The sequence below is a fragment of the Bifidobacterium ruminantium DSM 6489 genome, from assembly GCF_000770925.1.
Lineage (GTDB): Bacteria > Actinomycetota > Actinomycetes > Actinomycetales > Bifidobacteriaceae > Bifidobacterium > Bifidobacterium ruminantium.
This window is the reverse complement of sequence record NZ_JDTK01000046.1, coordinates 1-2736: the sequence shown is the minus strand read 5'-3', so window position 1 is coordinate 2736 and position 2736 is coordinate 1. Positions and strand designations below refer to the sequence as shown.

Sequence of the window (2736 nt, the reverse complement as noted above, 5' to 3'; positions counted from 1 at the left end):
CAAGGGTCAGTGAAACCGGCGAAACGAATCTGCGGAACCAACGCTTTTTCATGCTGTTCGGCCATAATTATTCACCCCCGAGCAGTGCTTTGAGCTCTTCCAAGCCCGCCATATCACGAGCATTACCGGTCAAATCGCCAAGCATTCCGGCCAATTCCTTCTCCGCTTCATCGATTTGGCCGCATACATCGGCATATGTGGTGGCGTACTTGTTCTTCAACGCGTTCACTTTGCCAATGAGCTCGTCGATCACGGCATTCGGCAATGCTTCCAACTGCTTCTGCAATGGCGTAATCCACTTGGCTTCCAGCAACTTTCTGGCTTCGTCATCACTCAACGCCTTAATCGTGTTGCAGGTCTTCTCCTCCAACGCGTTTCGCTTGGTCTTGATACCAGATTTCAGCTTCTTCGTCTCATCGAATAGCTTCTGAGCCTGCACCAAGCCACGCTCGAAATCGGAAGCCGGATTCTTGCCGATCGCCTTGACCGCCTTCTTCAGCTCGGCGGCCACGAAGGCATCACCGTCCTGATTGATCGCATCGCTGTTCTGCTTGTCATCCTCATCGAAACCTTCCAAAATGGTTTCAATCTCGGAATCGATGTCTTGCACACGGCGCTCGTCCGCCTCGATTGCAGTCAAATCATCGTGCAGCAGCTCGCGCTGAACCAGGTCGAACGGCAGAACGCGGCCAATCCAGCCGTCCTGCACTTCCACATCCTTGCCGCCTTTTTTCTTGACGACCATGTTCGGATCCACGGCTCTTACCGCATCGAAGCCCTCGGACCCCAACACTTCCAAATCAATGGAAATGCCGCCCCATGCGTCATCAAGCTTCTGATAGGCGTCATACGGGTCAACCAGTGGGGTTCCGACAATCATCGCATCCAGTTCCTTGCCAATGGCCGTTTCCTGCCCGAGCGCATCCACCTGTTCGGGATGCTCCACCAAGCGGGAGCGCAGGTCAGCAGGCAATCCGGAAATGGCCTGGCCATACGAGGCGATGAACGCCTGGACGTCGGCATTGTTGCGCACCACGGTAGCGATGTCGTCATGGTCGCAGGCGTAGCAGGCACCGTTATCACGGAACAGCTCGGCCTTCAGACTCGGCCAGGCGTTCCAATATTCCTCAAGCTGCTCGACCTCACTCTTCGGAACGCCACCGAACATCGAAGCGTACACATCCCACGTCTCCGCATCCTCGGATGAATCGACATAACGGGGAATGTTGAGGTTGTAATCATTGGCGCGAATCTCATCGATGGACACCAGACGGCTGAACTTGGGTACCGTGCGATTGTTCGACACCACATCGACAATGCGTTTGATATCAGAAGCCTGTAGCTTGTTATTCTTGCCGTCCTTGATGAAATGTTTGGACGCATCAACGATGAGCACCTTGTCGTCGTCACGTTTTTTGCGCAACACCATCACGATGGTGGGGATACCCGTACCAAAGAAAATATTCGCCGGTAGACCAATAATCGCCTGAATATGACGGTTCTCGATCAGATTCTTACGAATCTGACCTTCCTCGCCGCCGCGGAACAGCACGCCATGCGGCAGAACGATGGTCATGATGCCATCGGCACGCAGATGGTACAAGTCGTGGAGCAGGAAGGCATAATCCGCCTTGGACTTCGGTGCTATGCCATAGCTGAAGCGTGGATCGATCTCCTTGTCAGTGGGATCCCAATTCTGCGAGTAGGGCGGATTGGAAACCACCGCATCTACGAACAACGGATTGTAGGTTTCCTCCTTGTTCTCCAACGTGTCGAACCACGGCCAGTCGTCCTCCAGGGTGTCGCCGTTGCGGGCAACGATGTTGTCGGGAAGAATGCCACGCATCACCAGATTCATACGCGTGAGGTTATAGGTGTTCTCCTTAAGCTCCTGCGCGTAATACATGATGGAATCCGGATTGCCGTTGCGCCGAGCCACAGCCTGGCCGATATGAATCAACAAGGAACCGGAACCGGATGTCGGATCGTAGATCTTGATCTGCTCACGCCCCTGCAAATGCCATGCGACGATTTCGCTCATCAGCTGAGAGACTTCGGAAGGCGTGTAGAACTCGCCGGCCTTCTTGCCTGCATTGGCGGCGAAATTGCTGATGAGGTACTCGTAGATGAAACCAAGCACGTCATAATCCTGACGCCCATCCATCGGAATGTCTTTAATGAGATAAATCAAATCTCGCGCGGCCTTGGACTGGCTTCTCGCATCGGTACCGAGCTTGGAAAGCCCGGTCTGCAACGTGTCGAAAATACCGTCGAACACTCTCTTACGCGCCGGATTGATGTTGCGGGAGAACGCCGAAAGCGCATCACGCACGTTGGAAATCTCGAAATCGTTGCCCTTTTTGATCCATGTGGAAAACAGGTTGTCATAGGCGATGAAATAGCCACACTCATCCTGTACGCCTTCCACAATGTCCGGATTATCCTCCGTAAGTTGTGGCAGGTCATCCTCGGTGAAATCGTTGGCCTTCAAGCGCATCAGCTCGTTTTCCGAAAGGAATTTATAGAAAATGAAGCCAAGAATGTAATCCTTGTATTCGTTCGCCTCGATCTTGGAACGCATCTTATTGGCGGATTCCCAAATCTTCGAAGCGAGCTGCTGCTTGTTCATCTATCCCTCCTCATTGCAGGACCGGCAAAATGCGCGGCTCCACGAGCGACTGCACATCTTTCACAAGAATACCGCACCCCCGCTTGGGAACAGCGTAAGCTGGGGGA

The 2736-nt window shown here is 53.4% G+C and carries 1 protein-coding gene; it reads right to left on the bottom strand.

The window, feature by feature from the left end; all coding sequences use genetic code 11:
- Nucleotides 1-67 precede the first annotated feature (67 nt).
- Nucleotides 68-2629, bottom strand: coding sequence for a type I restriction-modification system subunit M (locus OU26_RS09250; RefSeq protein WP_026645757.1), 2562 nt, complete (start codon nt 2627-2629; stop codon nt 68-70).
- Nucleotides 2630-2736: the final 107 nt, after the last annotated feature.